General features: G+C 65.6%; 20 protein-coding genes and 1 pseudogene. 10 read left to right on the forward strand and 11 right to left on the reverse strand.

Translation table 11 applies throughout. The annotated features are described in order from the left end of the window. Positions 1-36: 36 nt before the first annotated feature. Both BDOA9_RS00965 and trhA read right to left on the reverse strand, forming a co-directional pair. Positions 37-831 (reverse strand): SDR family oxidoreductase, encoded by a 795-nt coding sequence (locus tag BDOA9_RS00965; RefSeq protein ID WP_025032080.1) that lies wholly within the window; start codon positions 829-831, stop codon positions 37-39. Between the two features lie 44 nt (positions 832-875). Next, on the reverse strand, positions 876-1,571 hold the full coding sequence (gene trhA, locus BDOA9_RS00970; protein WP_025032081.1) for a PAQR family membrane homeostasis protein TrhA: 696 nt from the start codon (positions 1,569-1,571) through the stop codon (positions 876-878). Between the two features lie 185 nt (positions 1,572-1,756). Between trhA and BDOA9_RS00975 the strand changes: the two genes are divergently transcribed. Then, entirely contained in the window at positions 1,757-3,226 is a 1,470-nt protein-coding gene (locus BDOA9_RS00975) for a YcjX family protein (protein WP_025032082.1), read from the forward strand. Continuing rightward, positions 3,223-4,251, forward strand: a complete 1,029-nt coding sequence (locus tag BDOA9_RS00980) for a YcjF family protein (RefSeq protein ID WP_025032083.1) — start codon at positions 3,223-3,225, stop codon at positions 4,249-4,251. The genes BDOA9_RS00975 and BDOA9_RS00980 overlap by 4 nt, the downstream gene beginning before the upstream one ends. 113 nt (positions 4,252-4,364) lie before the next feature. On the opposite strand, the gene BDOA9_RS00985 is transcribed toward BDOA9_RS00980, so the two are convergent. Beyond that, positions 4,365-5,924, reverse strand: a complete 1,560-nt coding sequence (locus BDOA9_RS00985; protein ID WP_082847903.1) for a glycosyltransferase family 39 protein — start codon at positions 5,922-5,924, stop codon at positions 4,365-4,367. A gap of 233 nt (positions 5,925-6,157) precedes the next feature. Between BDOA9_RS00985 and BDOA9_RS00990 the strand changes: the two genes are divergently transcribed. After that, positions 6,158-7,888, forward strand: coding sequence for an adenylate/guanylate cyclase domain-containing protein (locus tag BDOA9_RS00990; RefSeq protein WP_152033076.1), 1,731 nt, complete (start codon positions 6,158-6,160; stop codon positions 7,886-7,888). Positions 7,889-8,176: 288 nt separating this feature from the next. Here BDOA9_RS00990 and BDOA9_RS00995 read toward each other — a convergent pair whose 3' ends face one another. Continuing rightward, positions 8,177-9,190: an IS5 family transposase gene (locus tag BDOA9_RS00995; RefSeq protein WP_025032085.1), complete on the reverse strand. Its 1,014-nt coding sequence runs from the start codon at positions 9,188-9,190 to the stop codon at positions 8,177-8,179. A 264-nt stretch (positions 9,191-9,454) separates the two neighbouring features. Between BDOA9_RS00995 and sorA the strand changes: the two are divergent. The 3 genes and pseudogenes from sorA to BDOA9_RS01010 all read left to right on the forward strand — a co-directional run bounded on the left by sorA (position 9,455) and on the right by BDOA9_RS01010 (position 11,384). After that, positions 9,455-10,653: pseudogene (gene sorA / locus BDOA9_RS01000) on the forward strand (SorA family sulfite dehydrogenase catalytic subunit). A gap of 12 nt (positions 10,654-10,665) precedes the next feature. After that, a complete protein-coding gene (sorB, locus tag BDOA9_RS01005; protein WP_025032086.1) occupies positions 10,666-10,974 on the forward strand; it encodes a SorB family sulfite dehydrogenase c-type cytochrome subunit in 309 nt (102 codons plus the stop codon). 209 nt (positions 10,975-11,183) lie between these two features. Further along, positions 11,184-11,384 (forward strand): cold-shock protein, encoded by a 201-nt coding sequence (locus tag BDOA9_RS01010; RefSeq protein ID WP_008563500.1) that lies wholly within the window; start codon positions 11,184-11,186, stop codon positions 11,382-11,384. Positions 11,385-11,554: 170 nt separating this feature from the next. Here the strand turns inward: BDOA9_RS01010 and BDOA9_RS01015 are convergent, their stop codons facing one another. Further along, positions 11,555-12,016 (reverse strand): Lrp/AsnC ligand binding domain-containing protein, encoded by a 462-nt coding sequence (locus BDOA9_RS01015; protein WP_025032087.1) that lies wholly within the window; start codon positions 12,014-12,016, stop codon positions 11,555-11,557. A gap of 114 nt (positions 12,017-12,130) precedes the next feature. Between BDOA9_RS01015 and putA the strand changes: the two genes are divergently transcribed. The 3 genes from putA (at position 12,131) to BDOA9_RS01030 (ending at position 17,261) form a co-directional block, all read left to right on the forward strand. Then, positions 12,131-15,130 carry a bifunctional proline dehydrogenase/L-glutamate gamma-semialdehyde dehydrogenase PutA gene (gene putA, locus BDOA9_RS01020; RefSeq protein WP_025032088.1) on the forward strand — a complete coding sequence of 1,000 codons (3,000 nt, stop codon included), beginning with the start codon at positions 12,131-12,133 and terminating at the stop codon, positions 15,128-15,130. Positions 15,131-15,244: 114 nt separating this feature from the next. Continuing rightward, entirely contained in the window at positions 15,245-16,450 is a 1,206-nt protein-coding gene (locus BDOA9_RS01025; RefSeq protein WP_025032089.1) for a CaiB/BaiF CoA transferase family protein, read from the forward strand. Positions 16,451-16,613: 163 nt separating this feature from the next. Continuing rightward, a complete protein-coding gene (locus BDOA9_RS01030) occupies positions 16,614-17,261 on the forward strand; it encodes a glutathione S-transferase family protein (RefSeq protein WP_025032090.1) in 648 nt (215 codons plus the stop codon). 9 nt (positions 17,262-17,270) lie between these two features. Here the strand turns inward: BDOA9_RS01030 and BDOA9_RS38680 are convergent, their stop codons facing one another. From BDOA9_RS38680 to BDOA9_RS01055, 6 genes are all read right to left on the reverse strand, one after another. Next, the gene (locus BDOA9_RS38680) at positions 17,271-17,435 is read right to left on the reverse strand and encodes a hypothetical protein (protein WP_192859533.1); all 165 of its coding nucleotides are present in this window, start codon (positions 17,433-17,435) and stop codon (positions 17,271-17,273) included. Between the two features lie 17 nt (positions 17,436-17,452). Continuing rightward, complete coding sequence (locus BDOA9_RS01035) at positions 17,453-18,991, reverse strand: hypothetical protein (protein WP_025032091.1); 1,539 nt, start codon at positions 18,989-18,991, stop codon at positions 17,453-17,455. 93 nt (positions 18,992-19,084) lie between these two features. Next, positions 19,085-20,077, reverse strand: coding sequence for a hypothetical protein (locus BDOA9_RS01040; protein WP_025032092.1), 993 nt, complete (start codon positions 20,075-20,077; stop codon positions 19,085-19,087). Between the two features lie 200 nt (positions 20,078-20,277). Beyond that, positions 20,278-20,775: a TPM domain-containing protein gene (locus BDOA9_RS01045; protein ID WP_025032093.1), complete on the reverse strand. Its 498-nt coding sequence runs from the start codon at positions 20,773-20,775 to the stop codon at positions 20,278-20,280. A 4-nt stretch (positions 20,776-20,779) separates the two neighbouring features. Further along, the gene (locus BDOA9_RS01050) at positions 20,780-21,661 is read right to left on the reverse strand and encodes a TPM domain-containing protein (protein WP_025032094.1); all 882 of its coding nucleotides are present in this window, start codon (positions 21,659-21,661) and stop codon (positions 20,780-20,782) included. 16 nt (positions 21,662-21,677) lie between these two features. Further along, complete coding sequence (locus BDOA9_RS01055; protein WP_008563456.1) at positions 21,678-22,286, reverse strand: LemA family protein; 609 nt, start codon at positions 22,284-22,286, stop codon at positions 21,678-21,680. A gap of 143 nt (positions 22,287-22,429) precedes the next feature. On the opposite strand from BDOA9_RS01055, the gene BDOA9_RS01060 reads away from it, so the two are divergent. Beyond that, positions 22,430-23,284 (forward strand): enoyl-CoA hydratase, encoded by an 855-nt coding sequence (locus BDOA9_RS01060; RefSeq protein WP_025032095.1) that lies wholly within the window; start codon positions 22,430-22,432, stop codon positions 23,282-23,284. The last annotated feature ends 3 nt before the right edge of the window (positions 23,285-23,287 follow it).

Here is a 23,287-nt window from a genome sequence, read left to right on the forward strand (position 1 = left end):
GGGGCATGACAGCGTCATTTGCGGCAACGATAGCGACTACTTCCCGAACTCTTCCCGCATCCTGGCCTGGATCTTGGCCATGCCGCCGATCCAGCGGTCGTAATTCTCGGTCTTCTTGCGCATATAGCCGAGCACTTGCGGGTGCGGCAGGATCAGGAAGGTTTCCTGCTCGAGGCCGGCAAGCACGTCTTTCGCCACCTGCTCGGGCGTCAGGTCGCCGTCGCCGGATTGCGGGCCCTTGGGGATCGATCGCAGCATGTTGGTGTCGACGCCCTGAGGGCAGAGGATCGAGACCTTGATGTTGTGAGCCTTGTGCGAGATCGCGAGATTCTCGGCAAAGCCGACCGCGGCATGCTTGGTGGTGGAATAGGCCGGGCTGCCAACCTGCGACAACAGGCCCGCGGCCGAGATGGTGTTGAGGAAATAGCCGCCGCCGCGCGCCTTCATGCGCGGGATCAGATGCCGTGCCGCATAGACATGCGCCATGACGTGGATCGCCCAGCTGCGCTGCCACGGCTCGTCGGAGGCGCCACCGGCATTGACCGACATCGGATCGAAGCCGCCGCCGATGCCGGCATTGGAGCAGAACAGCGCGATCGGGCCGAACTGCCGCTCGGTCTCCTCGATGACGTGGGCGACGTCCTTTTCCTGCGCGACGTCGCATTTGAAGGCGGCGCCGTCGACCATGGCCGCGACCGCTCTCGCATTGGCGGCGTCCATGTCCGCGACCACGACCTTGGCCGCGCCCGCATTGTGAAAGGCCTCGCACAGCGCCTTGCCGATGCCGTTAGCGCCGCCCGTGACGACCACGACCTTGCCGGTCACCTGCATGCGACGTCTCCTCTCGTCCTATTATACCGCTTCGCGGAAACTTCTCAGCTCAACACGAGGTCGAGCACCGCGGTATAATGGCATGCCGCACCGGCCAAGACAAAGCCGTGCCAGATCGCATTCTGAAAGCGCAGCCGCCGCCAGGCGTGGAAGATCACGCCAAAGCTGTAGAGCAACCCGCCGGCAAGGATGAAGCCCAGCACCAGCGCAGGCAACGCCCTGACCACCGGCTCATAGAGCATCACGCCGCTCCATCCCATCGCGAGATAGATGCCGACCGAGACGCGGTCGAACCGGCCGGGATAGAGCAGCTTCAGCACGATGCCGAGGATTGCCACGCACCAGACGCCGGCGAGCAGCACCAGCGCGAACACGCTGTCCTTCAGCGCCAGGATGAAAGGCGTATAGGTCGCGGCGATCAAGAGATAGATCGCGGAATGGTCGAAGCGGCGCAGCAGCCATTTGGCGCGCGAGACCGGCCAGAGATTATAGGTCGCCGACAGCACCAGCATCGAGAGCAGGCCGGCGACATAGACGGAGACGCCGGCGATGTCGGTGGCGTCGGCATAGACCGCCGTCAGCACCACCAGCACCGTTGCGGCGATGAGACCTGCGAGCACGCCGATCCCATGGACGATGCCGTCGGCGATCAGCTCCGCGCGATCGTAGTCCCAGCCGATCGCGTCGGCCCCGGCGTGGACGGAAGAGGATGCAAGCTGCTTCAACTGGAAGACGGTCATGGCAATCCGGCAACGGCTCGAGGCAATGGCCTCTGTATGGGTGTTTCGGGACCGGCGGGTCGTTCAAGCGGCTGATTTGCCGACAAAGGCGGTGGAAGTATGAAAGCTTGAATTTCCTCAGGCAATTGCCACTTTTGTGACTAATCCGATTTACGTATCCCTCGCCCGAGATCCCTCACGTTCATATGGCATTCAGTTTCCAGGATATCGTCGAGGAGGCGCGGCTGTCGGCGCGGGCGCTGATCGACTATGGCGAGCATTTCTTCAATCCGACGGTGCGGCTTGGTGTCACCGGCCTGTCGCGTGCCGGTAAGACGGTGTTCATCACCGCGCTGATCCACGGCCTGACGCGCGGCGGCCGGTTTCCGGTGTTCGAGGCCTATGCCTCGGGCCGGATTGCGCGGGCGCATCTGGCGCCGCAGCCGGACGATGCCGTGCCGCGCTTTTCCTATGAGAGCCATCTGCGCGCGCTGATCGAGGAACGGCGATGGCCGAGCTCGACCGTGGACATCAGCGAGCTCCGTCTCGTGATCGACTACCAGCGCCCGAACGGCGCCGACCGCACGCTGACGCTCGACATCGTCGACTATCCCGGCGAATGGCTGCTGGACCTGCCGCTGCTCCAGAAGAGCTACGAGCAATGGTCTGCGGAGAGCCTGGCGCTGTCGCGCGAGGCGCCGCGCGCGCATCTCGCGGCCGAGTGGCACAGCCATCTCGCAACGCTCAAGCCTGAGGCGCGCGAGGACGAGCAGGCGACGCTGACGGCCGCAAAGCTCTTTACCGATTATTTGCGCGCGTGCCGCGACGAGCGCTTCGCGATGAGCCTGCTGCCGCCCGGCCGCTTCCTGATGCCCGGAAATCTCGCCGACACGCCGGCGCTGACCTTTGCGCCGCTCGACGTGCCCGCGGGCATGCAGGCACCCGAGGGATCGCTGTGGGCGATGATGGTGCGGCGCTTCGAAGCCTACAAGGACGTCGTGGTGCGGCCGTTCTTTCGCGATCATTTTGCGCGGCTCGATCGCCAGATCGTGCTGGCCGATGCGCTCGCCGCGTTCAATTCCGGCCCCGAGGCGCTGCACGATCTCGAAGCCGCGCTATCAGGCATTCTCGACTGCTTCAACATCGGCCGCAGCACGATCCTCTCCAGCCTGTTCCGGCCGCGCATCGACCGCATCCTGTTCGCGGCGACCAAGGCGGATCATCTGCATCATTCCAGCCACGACCGGCTCGAGGCGGTGCTGCGCCGCGCCGTCTCGCGCGCGGTCGCGCGCGCGGAAACGACCGGCGCGGCGATCGACGTCGTCGCGCTTGCCGCCGTGCGCGCCACGCGCGAAGCGCAGGTGGCCCGGGGCCGCGACAAGTTGCCGTCGATCCTGGGAACACCGGCCGCAGGCGAAAGCGCCGGCGGCGAGTTCTTCGACGGCAACACCGAGGTTGCGACCTTTCCGGGCGACCTGCCGCTCGATCCCGAACCGCTGTTCAACGGGGCGGATGCCTTCCGCGGGCTCGCGACGGAGGCGGCGGGGAACAGCGATTTCCGCTTCCTGCGCTTCCGCCCGCCGAAGCTCGAGCGCGAGGGCACGGATGAACCGACGCTGCCACACATCCGCCTCGACCGTGCCTTGCAGTTCCTGATCGGAGACAAGCTGTCATGACCGAGCGATCGAAGCCCCGGCGGCCGGCGACGTTCCGGCTCGACGATCCCGGCGTCGTCGTCACCGAGACCGACGAGACCAGCCGCCTCGGTCGCGCCACCATCCAGATCACGCCGGAGCCCGATCCGGCGCTGCTGCCGGTGCCGGTGCAAGCCGCGCTGCCGGCGCGGCGCGGCTTTCCCTGGGGCGCGCTGTTCTGGTCGGGGCTCGCCGGATTGACGCTGCTCGGCACCGGGCTCGGCGTCGTCCATTTGATCGAGGATCTGTTCGCGCGCAACCAAACGCTCGGCTTCGTCGGGCTTGCCTTCGCCGCCGTCACCGCGCTGGCGCTCGCGGTGGTGATCGGGCGCGAGGCGTTCGGGCTGGCGCGGCTTGCGACCATCGAGAAGCTGCATCAGCGCGCAACGGCCGTGCTCGCCAGCGACGATCGCAAGGAGAGCCGCGTCATCGTGCAGGATCTCCTGAAGATCGCGCACCAGAACCCGCAGCTGGCGCGTGCCCGCGCCACGCTGGAGAGTCATGCCGGCGAGATCATCGACGGCGCCGACATGATCCGCCTCGCCGAGCGCGAGCTGATGTCGCCGCTGGATGCCGAGGCGCGGCGGCTGGTGTCCTCAGCCGCGCAAAAGGTCTCGATCGTGACCGCGGTGAGCCCGCGCGCGGCAATCGACGTGCTGTTCGTGCTCGTGGCCGCGCTGCGCCTGATCCGCCAGCTCGCTTATCTCTATGGCGGCCGTCCCGGCGCGCTCGGCATGATCCGCCTGCTTCGCCACGTCATCGCCCATCTCGCCATCACCGGAGGCATGGCCGCGAGTGACAGCCTGGTGCAGCAGATGCTCGGCCATGGCATTGCGGCAAAGCTGTCACAGCGGCTCGGCGAAGGCGTGCTGAACGGACTACTGACGGCGCGGCTGGGATTGGCCGCGATCGATGTCACGCGGCCGCTGCCGTTCGCGGCCCTGCCGCCGCCGAAGCTGTCGGATCTGGCGACCGATCTGCTGCGGAAGAAGGACGGGGAGGAGTAGCGGCGCTTTCTTACCCTGCCCTGGAGGGGGAGGGTCGGCTCGCAGCGCGCCAGCGATGCGAGCCGGGGTGGGGTGACGGTCTCTCCCCATCCAACACTGCCCGCGTGGAGAGATCACCCCACCCCGCTCGCGCTGCGCGCGATCGACCACGGGCGAGCTACGCTCGTCCCGGACCCCTCCAGGGGAGGGTAAGCGCCCGCCAGCACCTTCCACTGGAATAGCGGCGAGTCCTTGGGCGGTGACAGCTCCGGGGTCCAGCCGGTCAGCTTCTCCAGCACATAGGTGTCCGTCACGACACCACGCCATTGGCGGTCGACCCGGCCGAGTTGCTCGCGCTGGGCGGGGATGCTCTCCCACAGCGATGAACGATCGTCCGGCTCGCGCCCGACATAGATTCCGGCGTGGCCCTTGATCTTGTCCATGCCGGGATCGCGGAAATCCTGGAAGCGGCCGCGCTCGTTGATCTCGATCACGGGCACGCGGCCACGGAACAGCCAGCTCATCATGGCGTAGGTGCGGTAGTCCGTGGTCGCGATCCAGGTCGCGCCTGTCGCCTCGAGGGCGGCTTGCGCGCGCGCGGCCACCTGCTCGTAGCCGGCTTCGGCGCCGATCGGGTCGAGCTTGCCGAGCCAATTCCAGGGCGCGGCAACGTAGTAGAGGAACACGATGATGACGAAGGCGATCCCTGAGACGATCGCTGTCCTGGCCCAGAACAGCGAGGATTCCAGCATCCGGGCGGACCACCCCTCTTTCCTCATCGTGACGAGATTGACCGCGGTGGCGGCAAAACCGACCGGCCACATGAACATCGGCCAGGTGTCACCGACGCGAAGCGTCAGCGACTTGAAGAAGAAATAGGCGAACGGCACCAGCACCGCGGTCGACAACAGGATCGCGACCGGCTCGCGCGTACGATAGCCGCGCCACGCCGTCAGCACCAGGCCCGTCAACACCACCGGCAGCATGACGAAGCCGACCAGGCCGAATTGCAGGCCGATGTAATCGCCGGTCGTACGCAACGAAACGCCGTAATTGGCGGTGGCGCGCACGCCCTGGAAGCGGAACGAGGCCCAGTCGTGCTGCGCGTTCCAGATCAGCACCGGCGAGAACACCGCCAAAGCGACGACGACGGCGAGATAGGGGTAAGGGCTGCGCAGCCAGCGCCAGCGCCAATCCGGCACCAGCAGAAAGGCGGCAACCGCCGGCGCGAACATGATCACGGTGAATTTCGAGAGCATCGCGAGGCCCGCGAACAGTCCGGCCGCCAGCCACCAGCGACCATCACCGCCCTGCGCCAGCCGCACCAGCGACCATATCATCGCGACCGCAAACGGGATCATGGCGATGTCGGGCGCGACTTTGGCCATCAGCAGGCCGTAATAGAGCGCGGCCTCCGGCATCAGCACCGCGAACGCGATCGCGCGCGCATCATGGGTGAGGCGGCGGACGATGTCGGCGAGCAGCAGCTGCGTCACCAGCATCGCGACGATGCCGCCGAAGCGGACGCCGAGATTGGTGTCGCCGAAGATCGCGGTCCCGAAGCGGATCAGCCAGGCGATGCCGGGGGGATGATCGAGGAAGCTGAGCGCAGCCTCCCTGGACCAGGTCCAGTAATAGGCTTCGTCGGTGCGCAGCTCGATGGCGGAGGCGTAGACGATGCGGAGCAGCGTCATCGCGGCAATGATCGCTGCGGCAATCAGGATGAGGCGGCGTTCGGCGCCGTCTGGCTTCGCAGAGATGTCGGGAGCGATCGTCACGGCCGCGCTTTTCCCCGACTTGGCAGGGGGAGTCAATGTGGGGCAAGCTCCCCTGGGATGGTCCCGGGCAAGTGATTTCACAACCTGTCCATATGGGGAATTAAAGGCTACGCTGGCTGGTCTCCTCGATGAGCTGATACAACCGAATCATGGCCCTTGCTCCCAGACAGATGTCCGTCGTCGGCGCCACCGGGGTGCGGCAGGTGCGGCTCGTCTGCGGCATCATCCTGTTCTGCTTTGTCGTCAGTCATTTCCTCAACCATGCGCTCGGCAACATCTCGGTCGACGCCATGGAGACCGGGGTCTACTACCACACGCTGTTCTGGCAGTTCCTCCCGGTCGCGATCGTGTTCTACACGGCCGCACTCATCCATATGGGGCTCGGCCTCTACGCGCTGTATCAGCGCCGCCAGTTCCGCTGGCGGACGATCGAGCCGCTCCAGCTCGTGCTCGGCTTGAGCATCCCCGTCCTCGTCATGGGCCACGTCATCGGCGTGCGGCTTGCACAGACGCTGTACGGACACGAGAAGCTCTATCCGCAGGAGCTCTATCTGTTCTTCGTCGCGGCGCCGGGCCTGCTCTGGCAGATGACGATCCTGCTTCTCATTGCCTGGGTGCACGGCTGCATCGGCGTCTATTTCTGGCTTCGGCTGAAGCCATTCTTCCCGCGCGCGGCGCCCTATCTGCTCGCGGCAGCGGTGCTGATCCCGGCACTCTCGCTGCTCGGCATCTACCAGGGCGGCCGCAGCGTCGCCGCCGACAGTGACGATGGCGAATGGCGCAAGCAGCATCTCAGCCGCCGCCAGGTCGGCACGGTCGCGGAAGGCGACACGCTCGAGCGCATCGCGAGCGGTCTCACCATCGGCTATTTCGGACTGCTCGGACTGGTGCTGGCGGCGCGCGGCGTGCGCGCCCTGCGCGAACGGCGCGGCGGCATGATCGCGCTGTCCTACGGCAACGGCAAGACGGTACGGGTTCCCAAGGGCCTGTCCGTGCTGGAAGCGAGCCTGCGTCACAACGTGCCGCATGCCAGCGTCTGCGGCGGCCGCGCCCGCTGCTCGACCTGCCGTATCCGCATCATCGGCGATCATGATACCCTGCCCACTCCGTCGCAGCGCGAGGCCTTCGTACTTACCCGCGTCGGTACCGCCGATCCCTCGATCCGGCTGGCTTGTCAGCTGCGCCCGACGTCAGATCTCTCCTTCTTCCAGCTCTTCGCGCCCCACACCCATGCGACGGGCGGCGAAGCCTCGACATCCGCAAGCATCGGCCAGGAGCGCTATCTCGTCAGCCTGTTCGTGGACATGCGCGGCTCGACGCAGCTGGCCGAGAAGCGCCTGCCGTTCGACACGGTCTTCATCGTCAACCGCTTCCTCGGCGCGGTGTCGCAGGCCGTGATCGAGAACGGCGGCCAACCGAACCAGTTCGTCGGCGACGGCATGCTGGCGCTGTTCGGGCTCGCGGCCGACCCGCAAACCGCGTGCCGGCAGGCGCTGAAGGCCGCAGCCGGAATCGCCATGCATATCGACGCGCTCAACGATCTCCTGAGCCACGATCTGCGCCAGCCGATCCGCTTCGGCATTGGCATCCACGGCGGCGAGGTCATCATCGGCGACATCGGCTACCGCGATCACATCGTCTTCACCGCGCTCGGCGATGCCGTCAACGTCGCCGCCCGCCTGCAGGACATGACCAAGACGCTGGCCTGCGAGACCATCGTCTCGGAAGAAGTTCGCCGCACCGCTGATATTGCCGAGGACGCCCTGCCGCAGCAGGAGGTCGCCATCCGCGGCCGCGACGAGCCGCTCGCGGTGCGCGTGGTGGCGAATGCGAGGGAGCTGGCGGGGCTGGTCGATCGCAGCGAGCGGGTGGCGGCGTGAGGAGCGAGCGGCAAGCTCGATGCGCTCCCTCCCCCGCTTGCGGGGGAGGGCTGGGGAGAGGGTGTCTCCGCAACGGGACACTCCCCTAGAGGAGAGAGCCCTCACCCGGCGCACAGGACGATGCTTCGCATCGCCCGGACGCGCCGACCTCTCCCGCAAGCGAGAGCTTTGCGTAATGAGTTGTGCTGGAGTGAAGTTCGATATGGGGCTTTTTTTGAACGGCCTCGCGTAGCCCCAGAGGGGTGGGGCGTCTGTTTTTCGTGGCCGCGGGGTAGCGGCGGGTGGTGGTCACGCTGCGGCTCCTATCGGGCACAGCACCGCCCATCGTTTGAGGTTCATGGCGAGGCAGATCAGGCGCAGATGCGTCTGATTGCGCGCCAAACCCAGATAGCGAGCGCGCGCCCAGCGGTAGCTGCCCTTGAGGCGCGCGAAGACCTGCTCGACCGGTGCGCGGCGCTTTCCCACGGCATTGTTGAAGCGCTTCTGCCGCTCGGTGAGCGGATGATGCTTGTTCGGCCGGAACATCAGCCTCGGCTTGATTCCTCGCGCGGCGAGCCCGCTGCGGCGCTCGTGCTTGTCATAGGCTTGGTCGGCATAGACCGCCTTCTCATCACCACAGACCAACTCGTCGGCGGGCACCGTGTCGTTGACCGCAGCGTCGGTCAGCTTGCTGCGGCGGACGATGGCCGAACTCTGATCCATGCCGATATGGGCTTTGTAGCCGAAGTACCGCTTGCCGCCCTTCTTGGTCCAGCGTGCATCTGGATCGCGCTTGCTGTTGACCAGCTTGCTCGGTTCACGGCCGTCCGGGCCGGGCGGCTGCGGGTCCTCTGGCGGCTTCGGCGGCTTTACTGCTGCCGAGATCAGGCTCGCATCGATCAATGTGCCCCGGCGCAGCACCAGCCCGCGTGCGTCGATCTGATGCAGGATCTCGGCGAACAGCTTCTCGTCCAGACCGGCTCGCTGCAAAGCCTCGCGGAATCGCCAGATCGTCGTGTGATCAGGCGTCTCGTCGCTCAGCACAAAGCCGCAGAAGGCGCGGAACGAGGCCCGGTCGTCGAGCGCTTCCTCCAGCGCCGGATCGGAAAGCCCATACCATTGCTGCAGCAGCAGCGCCTTGAACAGCACCAGTCGCGGATAGGGCGGAGGGCCGCGCTCCGGCTCCGGAAGACCATTCAGCACTCTCTCCACTGCCGCCCAGTCGACCAGTTCGCCAATCCGCTTCAGCACCGGGCTACCCTTCCCTCGCCGCGATACCAGCGCGTCCGCGAAGCTCGGTTGCCCAACCTCTCGATATGCCATCCGAATCCGCCTCCACCACAGGCCCTAGAGAATCGCAAATCCTCCTCTTGTGCAAAGCTCTCGCAAGCGGGAGAGGTGTGGCACACCGCCGTCGCCGCCGCAGCTCGCCTCATCTCATTACAGACGCAACACCGGCCTGCTGCAGCGCAGCGGCATGGGCTTGCTGCGAAAGCACGAATTGACTTCATCCAAATCGTTGCGACAGATGAGCGCAGGCTACGGTGATGACCGCGGCCGGAAGAAAAGCTCCGGGAGGAGACGAGAATGTTCGATCGACGCGATCTGCTCAAGGGAGCGGCCTCGCCGCGCTGGCGGCAGGATTGGGCGCCACCAAGGCGCTGGCCCTCGACACCGTGACCCTGCCCTTCGCCAACGGCGAACGGCCGCTGGTTAAGTATCCGCAGAAGCGGCCGATGATCGGGCTTACCAGCCGGCCGCCGCAACTCGAGACGCCGTTTGCGGTGTTCAACGACGGCCCGATCACGCCGAACAACGCATTCTTCGTGCGCTATCACCTCTCCGACCTGCCCTACGATCTCGACCCCGACAAGTTCACGCTGGAAGTCAAGGGCAAGGTCGACAAGCCCCTGAAATTGTCGCTGAAAGACATCAGGAAGCTAAAGGCGACGGAGATCGTCGCCGTCAACCAGTGCTCCGGCAACAGCCGCGGCTTCTTCGAGCCGCGCGTTGCCGGCGGCCAACTCGCCAATGGCGCGATGGGCTGCGCGCGCTGGCGCGGCGTGCCGCTGAAGGCGGTGCTGGAGATGGCCGGCGTGCAAAGCGGCGCCAGGCAGGTCACCTTCAACGGCATGGACGGACCGGTCAACGACAAGACGCCGGATTTCATCAAGGCGCTCGATCTCGATCACGCCAGCGACGGCGAGGTGATGCTGGCCTATGGCATGAACGGCGAGGACCTGCCGTTCCTCAACGGTTTCCCGCTACGCCTGATCGTGCCCGGCTATTACGGCACCTACTGGGTCAAGCACCTCAACGAGATCAACGTCATCGACAACGTCTATGACGGCTTCTGGATGAAATCGGCCTATCGCATCCCCGACACGCCGAACAACGCAGTCGAGCCGGGCACCGCGCCGAAGGCGACGATCCCGATCAATCGCTTCACCATCCGCTCCTTCATCACCAGCGTTCCCGATGGCGCCAGGCTGAAGGCGGGCGCCGTGACCCTGCGCGGCATCGCTTTCGATGGCGGCAAGGGCATCAAGCAGGTCGAGGTCTCCACCGACGGCGGCAAGACCTGGGTCGGCGCCAAGCTCGGCAAGGATCTCGGCAAGTACGCCTTCCGCGAATGGAAGCTGCCGGTGAAGCTCGCATCCGGCAGCGTTGAGCTCAAGGTCCGCGCCATTGGCAACGGCGGTGAGACCCAGCCGGACACCCCGCGCTGGAACCCGGCGGGCTATTTGCGCAACGTCGTCGAAACCGTCCGCGTCAGCGTGGCCTGAAGGAGACCGATCATGCAGCGCATTGTTCTCCTCGCCATGACGCTCGCCGTCGCCGCATTGATGGGCTCGTCACTTGCAGCGCCGGTCAATTACAAGACCCCCGACGAGGTCGCAGCCTTCAAGCCCGGTCCCAATCTCGAGGTGGTGCAGGGCAATTGCGGCGCCTGCCATTCGTCCGATTACGTCGCCACGCAGCCGCCGATGAAGGACAAGAGGGCCTTCTGGCAGGCCGAGGTGACCAAGATGATCAAGGTCTATGGCGCACCGATCGACGATGCCGATATCGGCAAGATCGTCGATTATCTGGCTGCGACGTACTGACGGACGCCCGGCACGCGTGCCGGCCATTTGACCGCGAAACGGGCAAAAGCGGCAGAAACGCCGCGAAGTTGAGCGGAATTCGGCAAAATGGCGATGTGGTTTGAGCTACCAAGCCTGCCACATTCCGCGTATCCTGTTAGGACCGAACCGGCCGGTTGGCGGGGACTGGCGGTTCGAGATCTCGGAGGAAGACCCGCGGAGAAGTCGTGATGGCTAAAGGTACGGTCAAGTGGTTCAACCCGACGAAGGGTTATGGATTTATCCAGCCTGCGTCGGGTGGCAAGGATGTGTTCGTGCATATCTCGGCAGTGCAGAAGGCCGGTTTGTCCACGCTCAACGAGGGACAGACGGTGGAATACGAAGAGATCGCAAACCGGGGCAAGACCTCCGCGGAGAACCTCAAAGTATAAGCCCGCGCCAGCCTTTGCTGCCTCCCGGATTTGTCCGGGAGCGGGCCAATAAATTTTAAGAAGACGGCCGGTGCATTCGACGACAGGCGTTGCGATTGCACGAGGATAGCTATTTTTCCTGCGAAGACCGCTTATCGAACCACAGCAATGACAATCGCGACTGCACTTCGCTAACCCACCGGCAGCGGTGCGTCGCGCTTGATCTCCTCCATCACCGCATAGGTCCGCGTCTCGCGCACGCCCGGCATCGACAGCAGGGTCTCGCCGAGAAAGCGTCGATAGGCGGTCATGTCGGCCAGCCGCGCCTTCACGAGATAGTCGAAGCCGCCGGCAACCATGTGACACTCCAGCACTTCAGGGGCGAGCTTCACGGCCCGCGCGAACCGCTCGAAATTGTCCGGCGTGGTCTTGTCCAGCAGCACCTCGACGAACACCAGGAGCCCAAGGCCGAGCCGGTGCGGATTGAGCCGCGCGCCATAGCCTTCGACAAAGCCCTCGCGCTGCAGGCGCTTCAGCCGCTCGCCGATCGAGGTCGGCGACAGCCCGATGCGCTCGGCGAGCTCGACATTGGCGATGCGCCCGTCCTCCTGCAAAATCGAGAGGATTTTCCGGTCGGTTCGGTCCAGTTCCATAATTTATCAGGCCAAGCTGCTTCCTGCCTTCATTTTCTAAGGCAAATTAGCTAGATTGTCTATCGAACTGCGGTCACGCGGGCCTTATCCTGGATTCCAGCCACAGGACACGCCATGCCGAACATCCCGCCGCCCTTCTCCGCGCCTTCCGCCCCCGATGATTCCGAGATCGCCGCAAGGCTTCTGAAGGCCTCGCATCTCGTCCCGGCGCAGGAGGCGCGGATCGACCGCACCGCGACGCGGCTGATCGAGGCCATCCGCAAGCGCGACGACCGGCTGGGTGGGGTCGAGGACATGCTGCGGGAGTTCGCGCTGTCGACCAAGGAGGGACTGGCGCTGATGGTGCTGGCGGAAGCGCTGCTGCGCGTGCCCGATGCACGCACCGCCGACCAGTTCATCGAGGACAAGCTTGGCGAGGGCGATTTCATCCATCACGAGACCAAGTCCACGGCGTTCCTGGTCAACGCCTCGGCCTGGGCACTCGGCCTGTCGGCCCGGGTGATCCAGCCGGGCGAGACGCCCGACGGCACCATCGGTCGGCTGGTGAAGCGGCTCGGCGCACCGGCGGTGCGCACCGCGACGCGCCAGGCGATGCGGCTGATGGGCAATCATTTCGTGCTGGGTGAGACCATCGAGCAGGCGCTGGAGCGGGCCCGGCCGCGCTCCGGCCAGAAGCCGCGCTATTCCTTCGACATGCTCGGCGAAGGCGCGCGCACGGCCGCCGACGCCAAGCGCTATTTCGACGCCTATGCCAGCGCGATCGAGACGATCGGCAAGGCGGCGGGCAACCATCCCCTGCCCGACCGGCCCGGCATCTCCGTCAAGCTCTCGGCGCTGCATCCGCGCTTCGAGGCGATCAGCCGCACGCGCGTAATGCAAGAGCTGGTGCCGCTGCTGCTGAACCTCGCGCAGCGCGCCAAGACCTACGACCTGAACTTCACCGTGGATGCCGAGGAGGCCGACCGCCTGGAGCTGTCGCTCGACGTCATCGCGGCAACGCTCGCCGATCCCTCGCTTTCCGGATGGGACGGCTTTGGGCTCGCGATCCAGGCCTATCAGAAGCGCGCCAGCGCCGTGATCGACTATGTCGATGCGCTGGCTCGCGCGCATGACCGCAAGCTGATGGTGCGGCTGGTCAAGGGTGCCTATTGGGACACCGAGATCAAGCGCGCGCAGGAGCGCGGGCTGGGCGGCTATCCCGTGTTCACGCGCAAGGCCATGACCGATCTGAACTTCGTCGCCTGCGCGACGAAGCTTCTCGCCTTGCGGCCGCGCATCTTCCCGCAATTCGCCACCCACAACGCGCTGACGGTCGCGACCGTGCTGGAACTCGCAGCTGATGGCGGCGGCTTCGAGTTCCAGCGCCTGCACGGCATGGGCGAAGCGCTCTACGAGCAACTGGCAAAAGATCATCCCGACATCGCCTACCGCACCTATGCGCCGGTTGGCAGCCATCGCGATCTGCTCGCCTATCTGGTGCGGCGGCTGCTCGAGAACGGCGCGAATTCGTCGTTCGTGGCGCAGGCGGCCGATTATCGCGTGCCTGTCACGGCGCTGCTGCAGCGCCCCGCGGATGCCATCGGCCGGCCGCAACAGGCGCCTCATGCCAAAATTCCGTTGCCGGCCGATCTGTTCGCGCCGGAGCGGCGCAATTCGCGCGGCGTCGAATTCGGTGAGCGGGCCGCACTGGATCAGCTGCTGGCCGACGTCAGGGGCGAGGCGGCCGAACTCAAGCCTGTCGCTGGCGCAACACCGGATCAGGCCAACGCGGCGGTGACGGCTGCGCGCGCCGGCTTTGCCGGCTGGAGCCGCACGCCTGCAGGCACACGCGCGGCGGCGCTGGAGCAGGCCGCGCATCTCCTGGAAAGCCGCGGCGCCCGTTTCATCGCGCTGCTGCAAGCCGAGGGCGGCAAGACGCTCGACGACGCTCTGTCCGAGCTGCGCGAGGCCGCCGATTTCTGCCGTTACTACGCCGCGCAGGGCCGCAAGCTGTTCGGCGTCGATGCGACCATGCCGGGCCCGACCGGCGAGAGCAATGTGCTTAGCCTGCGCGGCCGCGGCGTGTTCGTCGCGATCTCGCCGTGGAATTTTCCGCTCGCGATCTTCCTGGGCCAGGTGACCGCGGCGCTGATGGCCGGCAACAGCGTGGTTGCAAAGCCTGCCGAGCAGACCCCGCGCATCGCGCGCGAGGCCGTCGCGCTGCTGCACGAGGCCGGCATCCCCACAAGCGCGCTGCATCTCGTCACCGGCGACGGCCGCATCGGCGCCGTGCTGACCGCGCATCCTGATGTCGCGGGCGTCGTCTTCACCGGCTCGACCGAGGTGGCACGAGCGATCAACCGGACGCTGGCTGCCAAGGAGGGGCCGATCGTGCCGCTGATCGCGGAGACCGGCGGCATCAATGCCATGATCGCGGATGCGACCGCGCTGCCCGAGCAAGTCGCCGACGATGTCGTGACTTCCGCGTTCCGCTCCGCAGGCCAGCGCTGCTCGGCGCTGCGGCTTTTGTTCGTGCAGGAGGATATCGCCGACCGCATGATCGAGATGATCGCGGGCGCCGCGCGCGAACTCAGGATCGGAGATCCCGCAGATGTTGCGACCCATGTCGGTCCAGTGATCGACATGGAGGCCAAGCAGCGCCTCGATGCGCATATTGCACGGATGAAGCGCGAGGCGCGGCTGCACTTTGCAGGCGCCGCGCCGGATGGCAGCTTCGTCGCGCCGCATATCTTCGAGCTCAAGGAGGCCGGTCAGCTCACCGAGGAGGTGTTCGGCCCGATCCTGCATGTCGTGCGCTATCGCGCGGAGAACCTCGAACGTGTGTTGCAATCGATCGCGCGCACCGGCTACGGGCTCACGCTCGGCATCCATTCGCGTATCGACGACACCATCGAGGCGATCATCGACCGGGTCCAGGTCGGCAACATCTACGTGAATCGGAACATGATCGGCGCCGTGGTCGGCGTGCAGCCGTTCGGCGGCAGCGGCCTGTCCGGAACCGGCCCCAAGGCCGGCGGCCCGCACTACCTCGCGCGCTTTGCCACCGAGCAGACCGTGACGATCAACACCGCGGCCGCCGGCGGCAACGCCGCATTGCTTGCGGGGGAGGAGTGAGGCCCTGCGCCAGGCGCCGTTGCATCCCGGCAAAACATCGGTCTAATGCTCCACGACCTGCCCGCGCCAATTCCAGCGCGCGGGAAACGACTGAAGCGAGGGAGCGACGCCGCGATGGAGAAGGGCATTTTTGCAGGCCTGAAGGTTCTGGACTGCGCGAGCTTCATTGCAGCGCCCGCGGCCGCGACCGTACTGTCTGATTTCGGTGCGGACGTCATCAAGATCGAGCCGCCCGGCACTGGCGACCCCTATCGCAACCTGCCGAACCTGCCGGGCTATCCCTCCGGCGAGCACAATTTCGCCTGGCTGCTGGAGGCGCGCAACAAGAAGAGCATCGCACTCGATTTGTCGAAGCCTGAGGCACAGGCCGTGCTCTACAAGCTCGTGGCGGAGGCCGACGTCTTCATCACCAACATGCCGCCGCCGGTGCGCACCAAGCTCGGCATCACCTATGACCATCTCGCCCATCTCAACGACCGGCTGATCTACGCCTCCTTCACCGGCTATGGCGAGAAAGGCGAGGAAGCCAACAAGCCCGGCTTCGACAGCAACGCCTATTGGGCGCGCTCCGGCCTGATGGACCTCGTTCGTGCCGACACCGACACCACGCCGGCGCGCTCGGTCGCGGGCATGGGCGATCATCCTTGCGCCATGGCGTTCTACGGCGCGATCGTCACCGCGCTGTATCAGCGCGAGAAGACCGGCAAGGGCTCGCATGTCGCCTCCAATTTGATGGCGAACGGGGTGTGGGCCGCGAGCGTACTGGCGCAGGCCAAACTCTGCGGCGCCAAGTTCGGCGAGCGGCGGCCGCGCGAGCGTGCGCTGAACGCGGTCGCCAACCATTACCAGTGCAAGGACGGCCGCTGGCTGATCCTGTCGCTGCTCAACGAGGAGAAGCAGTTTCCGACGCTGGCCAAGTGCCTGGAGCGCGAAGACCTGATCAATGATCCCCGCTTCGTCACCAGGGCGGACCGCCACGCCCGCTCGGTCGAGCTGATCAAGATCCTGGACGAGACCTTCGCCACCAGGGATCTCGCCGAATGGCGCAAAATCCTCGACGGCAATGGCCTCGTGTTCGGCGTCGTCGCCATCCTGGACGACATCCCCAACGACAAGCAGATGCTCGACAACGAGGTGCTGGTGCCGTTCGAGAACGACACCATGCTCACCATCAACAGCCCGATCTGGATCGATGGTGCCAAGAAGGTGCAGCCGCGCAAGCCGCCGGCCGTCGGCGAGCACAGTGACGAGATTTTGCGCGAAGCGGGATATGATGAAGCCGCTATCAAGCAGCTGCGCGGGTCGGGCGCGGTGGGGTAAGGCGATACGCCACCACACACTCCGTCATTGCGAGGAGCGAAGCGACGAAGCAATCCAGACTGCCACCGCGGATGCACTGCTGGATTGCTTCGCTGCGCTCGCAATGACGAGGAGGGACCATCCCGCTATAACAATCGGCAACGCACCAATGCCGCGAGGTCCCATGCCGCTCTACCGCCTGCACTACTTCCCCGAATCCGGCAACAGCTACAAGCTGGCGCTGATGCTGACGCTCTGCGGTGAGACGTTCGAGCCGGTCTGGACCGATTTTGCCGGCGGCGTCACGCGCACGGCGGAGTGGCGCAAGGCCGTCAACGAGATGGGCGAGATTCCCGTGCTCGAGATCGACTGCGTGAAGATGACGCAGACCGCGCCGCTGCTGCTGAAGCTGGCCGAGCAATACGGGCGTTTCGGCGCGGAAACGGAGGAAGACAAGTTCGAGCTCTTGCGCTGGCTGTTCTGGGACAACCACAAGCTCACCGGCTACATGGCGACCTACCGCTTCATGCGGTCGTTCACGGAAAAGAACGATCCACAGGTGCTGAAGCATTTTCGCCGGCGGCTCGAAGACTTTCTCGGCATTCTCGACGGTCATCTCCAGCACAATGATTTCGCGATCGGCGCAAGGCCGACGGTCGCCGACATCTCGATGATGGCCTATTTGCACTATCCGAGCGACGAGCATGGCTTCGATTTCGCATCGAGCCATCCAGCCATCCATGCCTGGCTCGGCCGCATGGCCGCGCTGCCGGGCTGGAAGCCGGCCTATGAGTTGCTGCCGGGAAAACGGATGACGAATTACGCGAAGTGACGGCTTCGATCACCTCAGCGACAGCCAACCGAGCGTGAACAGAATGCCGCCGATGATGGCGGCCACCGCGACCGCCCAGATGCTGATGCGGGCGCTGCCGGTGACCTGCTTGGCTTCCTCATTGAGCGCAATCTCGCGATTGCGCTCCTTGTTGGCGTTGCTGGTATCCGTCATGGGTCATCCAAATCGGTTTAACGCGTCTTGATGAAGCACATGCCGATGCGGCGCGAGGCCGCGGCGGCCTGGCAGGCAAGACCGTTAGCACAGCTCCATGACGTAAAACTCCTGTCCGGCGTTCCCGATCCCGCATTTTGCAGGGAACAATGCGCCCCCCAGCCGTCCTGATATTCGCTGCCGGCCAGTTCGGTGCTGCCGCGGGTCTGCGGCCTATCGGCAAATCCGCGTGAGAAATCAGGGCTTTTTCCGGCCGCGAACGCGGTCAGGATATCGCGGCGGCGGAGCTGGTCGCCGAAGAAATGCGGCGAGGCCGGCACGATGGTGGAATTGGACGGCTTCTCGGCGAGCCAATCGACGCCCGGAAAATGGAAACCGCCGATGCCGCGGGTCTGGTGGCAGCCGGCGCAGGTGACGTCGTTGAGACGGCGCTGGAAGCCTGCGACCGAACGGACGTTCTGCATGTCGAGGCCGCGGGCCGCCGCCTGCTTCAGCGCGCCGACCACGTCATTGTCGGTGAAGACAGGATCGCCCCTACCCTCCCCCTGCATCAAGCCGAACTCCGGCTGCAAGGCTGAGGCGTCGAGGCCCGCGGGGGTCGGTACAATTGCGGCCCTGGCCAGGAATCTCTCCGGGATCAGCACCGTGCCGCGATCGAACGCGCGCAAGTTCTCGGGCGCGAGCAGCCAGGTCTTGAAGTCGCGCCGCAGCGCATCGTCGGCGAGCATGCGATCGCGATCGATCTGGTTCTCCAGCGTCGATTCCTCGAACGTCCTGCTGGCAGCGTCGTACCTGAACACCTTGAGCAGATAATCGGAGCGGAAATCGTGCAGCGCCGATTTCCGCGCGACCGAGACCTGGATGTTGGTCTCGATGCGGTCGAGCATGGCGTCGTCAAGCGGGGCGCGACTGCCGATCAAGCCCTGCCAGTCGCCATTGTCGAGCCAGCGCCGGGCGATCTCGGCGCAGCTGATCGGCTTGCCGTTCCCATCCGTCTGGCGCGCATCGCGCGCCTTCATCACGAGGTTGAATGTCATCGGCAGCCGCATTGCGGTCTTGCCGCCATCCGGCCCGCCATCGAACCGCGCCAGACGAAAGATCAGCCGGATCTCGCCGCATGATTCTTCCGAGACATAGGCGCGGTCCATGCGATTGACGATGCCGGCCAGCACGAACCGCGCCTCGCGCGATTTCAGATTGGCCAAGTCGAACAATTGCGCGTCAAAACCCTCGCCCACGCCGATGGTCTCGCCCGGGTAAGTCGCCTTGTACCAGGCGATATAGCGTTCGAATTCCGCATCGATCGCGGGGAGAATCGCCTTCAGCTGCGGCAGCGAGGCGAACATCGGCTCGGTCGTGAGCGGGACGTCCGAAGTCCGCTCCGGCGACAAGAGACGCGAGATCGTCAGCGTGTTGCTCTGGTCGAGCTTGCGCAGGAGAGCGGGGTCGGTGATCGCGGTGCCGCGCGTCAGCGCAGTGGTCTCCGCTGCGAGGAGCGAAACGACACCACTCAGCAATGCAGCGGCAGCAACGAGAATTCGCAAGACGCGGCCCATGCCTGAGGTAACACCGCGCAAGCATGCCTATTCAAGCAAAAAGGCGCCTCACATCGCGGTGAAGCGCCTCTTCGAAAGTCAGATAGCGGACGCTCAACGCCCGACGATCAGCCCCCTTGAGGTGACGACCACCCAGCGGCCGTCCTGGCGGCGGATCGCATCGACGCGGCCGACGCCGGGAATGGGATCGCCGGGATAGACCTCGTAGAGGCCATCGCGGCCCTCGATCAGCGCGCCACCGTTGCTGGCGTTGCGCAGCCGCCAGCCTTCGATCGTCGGCAGACGTCCGACTTCGGTCTTGGGAGCTGCGGGGGCCGGTGCGGCCGCCGCGGTCGCGACCTGGGTCTGGGGCTGGGTCGGCGCGATCGAGCCGGTGGTCTCCCTGGGCGCCGCGGCTGCGGCCTGCGCGGGCGGCGTGGCGCGGAGCTTGTCGACGGTCTCGGACAGCTTTGCGATCCGGGCCAGCGGCTCGGCCTGCGCCTTCTCAAGCTTGTCCAGCCGGTCGTTGGCCCGGTTGAACTGGCTCAGGCCGGACTTCGAGCTCTGCTCGACATTGGCCTTCAGGGCGACGAGATCGGCATCGATCCGTGCGACGGAGGCATCCAGCGCGCTGGTATCGGCGACCTGGACCGGCGCTGGGGCTGGGGCTGCGAAACGCATCATGCCGGCGGTCGCAAGCGCGCCACTGATCGCGCCGACGCTGGCGGCGATCGCCACCACCGCGGCCATGGCCGACAGGCGACGCTTGCTGCCGGCCTCGCGCGGCTCGTCCGCCTTCACGTGGGGGGCGAACTCCTCGCGGTCCCACGAGCGGTCCGAGGGCGCCATGACAATCAGCTTGCCGGGCTTCGGCTCGGGCTTCGCCTCGTTCTTGGCCTCAGCCTTGGTGTCAGCCTTGGCGTCAAACTTCGGCACTTCGATCCGCGGCGGCTCCACCTTCGGGGCGTCCGCCTTAACCGGATCGGGCTTGGGCGGCGCTTCGTGGTCGGGGGCGATCGAGGGGGCCTCGATACCGGCGGCAGCCTCGACGGCCTGCGGTGCTGCGGCGTCGATGGCAGCGGCATCCTGGGCAGCCTGCTCGGGCATTGGTTCGCTCACGGCTCAAATACTCCAGTCTCGGTTGACCTTTTGGTAACTTTCATTGCTTGCGAAATCCTTACCTCGGGACCCGCTTACCGAAATTTTAGGAACTCATCCGGGGCCGAATTGGGCCGGGAAAGTGGAACCGGCGTGGCGACGTGCAACAATTCGTAATCGGGCAAGATGAACAGCGGCGGAATGGCATGTCACATCACGACCGGAGCGTCCGGCAGCTCGTTCGCATGCGGCCCTTGCTTCGGAAAGTGCTTTGCCAGCTCGCGCGAGACGGCCTCGATGCCGCTGATCACGCCGCGTTCGAACCGGCCCGATCTGAATTCGGCCTCCATCGCGCGGCAGATCGTCTCCCACCCCTCGGCGCCGACCTTCGCGTCGATGCCGCGATCGGCGATGATCTCGACGTCGCGGTCGGCAAGCAGGAGATAGATCAGGACGCCGTTGTTATGGGCGGTGTCCCAGATGCGTAAGTGCGAGAACACGTCGAGCGCGCGCGCGCGGGCCGGCTGGTTGCGGAACAGCGGACGGCCGTCGAGCGCCCCTTCGACGACGAAGCGGACCTGGCCGGAATGGGTGGCTTCGCCGCGCTTGATCGCCTGCTCGATGCGGTCGAGCACCGCTTGCGGAAAGATCTGCTTCGCCCGCCAATGATGCTGCACGAGATGTCGGGCAATGCGCTTGATGCTCATGAGGCTACCAGCTCCCCGAGGCGCCGCCGCCACCGAAACTACCGCCGCCGCCGCTGAAGCCGCCGCTACTCGACGATCCGCTGCTCCAGCCGCCCGAGGAGCCGCTCGACCACGAGCCGCCGCGCGAGCGGCCCGTGCTTGGTGTGATCGCCGAAAACAGATCGGCGATGAAGCCGACGACGAAGCCGAGCACGCCGACAGCCGCCGCGAGCGCGGCGGAGCCGAGAATGAGCCAGGTCACCGCTGCGATGATGCCGCCGGTCACCAATGATCCGAGCAGCCGCCCCAGGACCGCGCGGAAGAACCCGCCGACGCCGATCGAGGCGAACAGCGAGACGGCGAAGATCGGTGCGAGATCGTCCAGATTGTGGGCGAAGTTGACGCTGCGCGAGGGTGACGGCAGCGGCTCGCCGTCGATCACCCGCATCATGCGGTCGACGCCTGCGCCGATGCCCGCGGCGAAGTCGCCGCTCCTGAACTTCGGGGTGATATCCTCGTCGATGATGCGCCGCGAGGTGACGTCGGTCAGCGCGCCTTCGAGACCGTAGCCGACCTCGATGCGCAAATGCCGGTCGTTCTTGGCGACGACGAGGATCGCGCCGTCGTCGACCTTCTTGCGGCCGATCTTCCAGGCCTCCGCGACCCGGATCGAGAATTGCTCGATCGTCTCCGGCTGCGTGGTCGGGACGATCAGGACGGCGATCTGGCTGCCCTTGCGCGTCTCGAAATCCTGCAGCTTCTGCGACAGCGAGGCAATGTCGCTGCTGGAGAGCGTGCCGGTCTGATCGACGACGCGGCCGGTGAGCTGGGGGACGGCGACGTCGGCTGACGTGGCATACGACCACGTCAGCATGAGTGCGAGCAGGAAAGCCTTGACGACGCGCATCGGAAGCAGAACGCAGCTACTTCGACGGCGCCGGTGCCGGATTGAAATCCACCTTCGGCGCGGTCGAGATCGCCTTCTCGTTCTCGACCGAGAAATTCGGCTTCTCCTTGTAGCCGAACATCATCGCGGTGAGGTTGCTCGGGAAGGAGCGGATGGTGACGTTATAGTCCTGCACCGCCTTGATGTAGCGGTTGCGCGCCACCGTGATGCGGTTCTCGGTGCCCTCGAGCTGCGACATCAGGTCCTTGAACAGGGCGTCCGACTTCAGCTGCGGATAGTTCTCGGTGACGACCAGCAGGCGCGACAGCGCGCTGGAGAGCTCGCCCTGCGCGGCCTGGAATTTCTGGAACGCGGCGGGATCGTTCAGCACCTCCGGCGTCGCCTGGATGCTGCCGACCTTGGCACGCGCATTGGTGACGCCGAGCAGCACGTCCTTCTCCTGCTGGGCAAAGCCCTTCACCGAGTTGACGAGATTGGGCACGAGATCGGCGCGGCGCTGATACTGGTTCACGACCTCGGACCAATTGGCCTTGATCTGCTCGTCCTCGCTCTGGATCGCGTTGTAGCCGCAATTGGTCAGGCTCAGCGAGGCCAGGGCGGCCAGCACAGTCAGGATCTTGCGCATCAAATTTCTCCCGGTGGAATCCGACGCAAACTACCAGATTGCGCGCGCGAGAAAAGCAGCCGGCTGACGCAAGCCTCTTGCCTCGCACCGGCCGACATAGTCAACTCCGGCAAAACAAAAGCGGAAACACCAGGGGGAACGCGATGTCCTCGTTCGAGACCATCCTCGTGGAACGGCCGGAGCCGGGAATCGTCCGTGTCGTGATGAACCGGCCCGAGGCGCGCAACGCGCAGAACCTGCAAATGACCTACGACCTCAACGCCGCGTTCGACGCGGCGGTGCAGGACGATGCGGTCAAGGTGATCATTCTCGCCGGCAACGGGCCGCACTTCTCCTCCGGACACGACCTGCGCGCCGGAGACAGGAATACCGCAGGGGTCGATTTCCCGCCGATTGGAAATTGGGGCGGCTTTGCCGAGCCGAACGCCCATGGCCGGTTCGCGCGGGAGCAGGAAATATATCTCCAGATCACGCGGCGCTGGCGCAATCTGGCAAAACCCACCATTGCCGAGGTGCACGGCAAGTGCATCGCCGGCGGCTTGATGCTGGCCTGGGCCTGCGACCTCATCGTCGCCAGCGACGATGCGCAGTTCTGCGATCCTGTCGTCACCATGGGCGTCTGCGGCGTCGAATGGTTCGTGCATCCCTGGGAGCTGGGTGCGCGCAAGGCCAAGGAGTTCCTGTTCACCGCCGACAGCTGGAGCGCGCAGGAGGCGCACCAGCTCGGCATGGTCAACCAAATCGTGCCGCGCGCCGAGCTGTCGTCGCGCGTCCTGGAGCTGGCACGACGGATCGCGACAAAACCGTCCTTCGCGCTGAAGCTGACCAAGGAGGCGGTCAACCGCTCGGTCGACGTCATGGGCCAGCCCGCCGCGATCGACCAGGCCTTCGCGCTGCATCAACTCTGCCACGCCCACAATCTCCAGGAGTTCGGCATGATCGTCGATCCATCCGGCCTGCATCCGTCCGTGCGCAAGCCGCCGGCCGCGGCGGAGTAGACG

Origin of the sequence: Bradyrhizobium sp. DOA9 (assembly GCF_000617845.2) — a bacterium.
GTDB lineage: Bacteria > Pseudomonadota > Alphaproteobacteria > Rhizobiales > Xanthobacteraceae > Bradyrhizobium.

Bases quoted from the DNA above. Each gene is read 5' to 3' on its own strand.
- BDOA9_RS00965 (WP_025032080.1), bottom strand. From the start codon at position 831: ATGCAGGTGACCGGCAAGGTCGTGGTCGTCACGGGCGGCGCTAACGGC.
- trhA (WP_025032081.1), bottom strand. From the start codon at position 1,571: ATGACCGTCTTCCAGTTGAAGCAGCTTGCATCCTCTTCCGTCCACGCC.
- BDOA9_RS00975 (WP_025032082.1), top strand. From the start codon at position 1,757: ATGGCATTCAGTTTCCAGGATATCGTCGAGGAGGCGCGGCTGTCGGCG.
- BDOA9_RS00980 (WP_025032083.1), top strand. From the start codon at position 3,223: ATGACCGAGCGATCGAAGCCCCGGCGGCCGGCGACGTTCCGGCTCGAC.
- BDOA9_RS00985 (WP_082847903.1), bottom strand. From the start codon at position 5,924: ATGACGCTGCTCCGCATCGTCTACGCCTCCGCCATCGAGCTGCGCACC.
- BDOA9_RS00990 (WP_152033076.1), top strand. From the start codon at position 6,158: ATGGCCCTTGCTCCCAGACAGATGTCCGTCGTCGGCGCCACCGGGGTG.
- BDOA9_RS00995 (WP_025032085.1), bottom strand. From the start codon at position 9,190: ATGGCATATCGAGAGGTTGGGCAACCGAGCTTCGCGGACGCGCTGGTA.
- sorB (WP_025032086.1), top strand. From the start codon at position 10,666: ATGCAGCGCATTGTTCTCCTCGCCATGACGCTCGCCGTCGCCGCATTG.
- BDOA9_RS01010 (WP_008563500.1), top strand. From the start codon at position 11,184: ATGGCTAAAGGTACGGTCAAGTGGTTCAACCCGACGAAGGGTTATGGA.
- BDOA9_RS01015 (WP_025032087.1), bottom strand. From the start codon at position 12,016: ATGGAACTGGACCGAACCGACCGGAAAATCCTCTCGATTTTGCAGGAG.
- putA (WP_025032088.1), top strand. From the start codon at position 12,131: ATGCCGAACATCCCGCCGCCCTTCTCCGCGCCTTCCGCCCCCGATGAT.
- BDOA9_RS01025 (WP_025032089.1), top strand. From the start codon at position 15,245: ATGGAGAAGGGCATTTTTGCAGGCCTGAAGGTTCTGGACTGCGCGAGC.
- BDOA9_RS01030 (WP_025032090.1), top strand. From the start codon at position 16,614: ATGCCGCTCTACCGCCTGCACTACTTCCCCGAATCCGGCAACAGCTAC.
- BDOA9_RS38680 (WP_192859533.1), bottom strand. From the start codon at position 17,435: ATGACGGATACCAGCAACGCCAACAAGGAGCGCAATCGCGAGATTGCG.
- BDOA9_RS01035 (WP_025032091.1), bottom strand. From the start codon at position 18,991: ATGGGCCGCGTCTTGCGAATTCTCGTTGCTGCCGCTGCATTGCTGAGT.
- BDOA9_RS01040 (WP_025032092.1), bottom strand. From the start codon at position 20,077: ATGCCCGAGCAGGCTGCCCAGGATGCCGCTGCCATCGACGCCGCAGCA.
- BDOA9_RS01045 (WP_025032093.1), bottom strand. From the start codon at position 20,775: ATGAGCATCAAGCGCATTGCCCGACATCTCGTGCAGCATCATTGGCGG.
- BDOA9_RS01050 (WP_025032094.1), bottom strand. From the start codon at position 21,661: ATGCGCGTCGTCAAGGCTTTCCTGCTCGCACTCATGCTGACGTGGTCG.
- BDOA9_RS01055 (WP_008563456.1), bottom strand. From the start codon at position 22,286: ATGCGCAAGATCCTGACTGTGCTGGCCGCCCTGGCCTCGCTGAGCCTG.
- BDOA9_RS01060 (WP_025032095.1), top strand. From the start codon at position 22,430: ATGTCCTCGTTCGAGACCATCCTCGTGGAACGGCCGGAGCCGGGAATC.